Source organism: Vibrio sp. CB1-5 (assembly GCF_059412285.1).
Map to the genome: position 1 here is coordinate 1 of NZ_JBJHPB010000069.1, position 1402 is coordinate 1402.

Annotated in this window: 1 protein-coding gene; it reads left to right on the forward strand. The window is 52.9% G+C overall.

Annotated elements, in window-relative coordinates; translation table 11 throughout:
• Positions 1-1402: cadherin-like domain-containing protein (locus tag ACJB0T_RS21875; RefSeq protein WP_495292941.1), on the forward strand; the 1402-nt coding region annotated here is incomplete at both ends.

A 1402-nucleotide genomic window follows, 5' to 3' on the forward strand; every position in this document is an offset into this window, starting at 1 on the left:
GTGCCAGATGGTAAAGGGTCGCTGACGTTTAACTCTGATGGCTCTTACACTTTCAATCCAGGTGAAGACTTCCAAGGCCTTACGGATGGTGAGTCTGAAAATGTGACCTTCACTTACATCGCAGTCGATAACGAAGGGCTGGCCAGTGAGCCACAGACTGTGACCATCACGGTAACGGGTACCAATGACCGCCCGGTGGCACTACCTGCGGATGAAATGACCGACGAAGACACGTCGATCACTCGTGATGTTCCTGCGGCTTCAGATGTCGATGGCACCGTTGCGTCTTACAACCTGCAAACGGACGTGCCAGACGGCAAGGGGTCGTTGACGTTTAACTCTGATGGCTCTTACACTTTCAATCCAGGTGAGGACTTCCAAGGCCTTACGGATGGTGAGTCTGAAAATGTGACCTTCACTTACATCGCAGTCGATAACGAAGGGCTGGCCAGTGAGCCACAGACTGTGACCATCACGGTAACGGGTACCAATGACCGCCCGGTGGCACTACCTGCGGATGAAATGACCGACGAGGACACATCGATCACTCGCGATGTTCCTGCAGCTTCAGATGTCGACGGCACCGTTGCATCTTACAACCTGCAAACGGATGTGCCAGATGGTAAAGGGTCGCTGACGTTTAACTCTGATGGCTCTTACACCTTCAATCCAGGTGAAGACTTCCAAGGCCTTACGGATGGTGAGTCTGAAAATGTGACCTTCACTTACATCGCAGTCGATAACGAAGGGCTGGCCAGTGAGCCACAGACTGTGACCATCACGGTAACGGGTACCAATGACCGCCCGGTGGCACTACCTGCGGATGAAATGACCGACGAAGACACGTCGATCACTCGTGATGTTCCTGCAGCTTCAGATGTCGATGGCACCGTTGCGTCTTACAACCTGCAAACGGACGTGCCAGACGGCAAGGGGTCGTTGACGTTTAACTCTGATGGCTCTTACACTTTCAATCCAGGTGAGGACTTCCAAGGCCTTACGGATGGTGAGTCTGAAAATGTGACCTTCACTTACATCGCAGTCGATAACGAAGGGCTGGCCAGTGAGCCACAGACCGTAACCATTACAGTGATGGGTACCAATGACCGTCCAGTGGCATTGCCAGCGGATGAGATGACCGATGAAGACACGTCGATCACTCGCGATGTTCCTGCAGCTTTAGATGTCGACGGCACCGTTGCATCTTACAACCTGCAAACGGACGTGCCAGACGGTAAAGGTACACTCAGCTTCAATGACGATGGCTCGTACACATTTGATCCAGGTGAGGACTTCCAATCATTGACCGATGGAGAGTCTGAGGACGTAACCTTCATTTACATCGCGGTCGATAACGAAGGGCTCGCCAGTGAGCCACAGACCGTGACCATCACGGTAACGG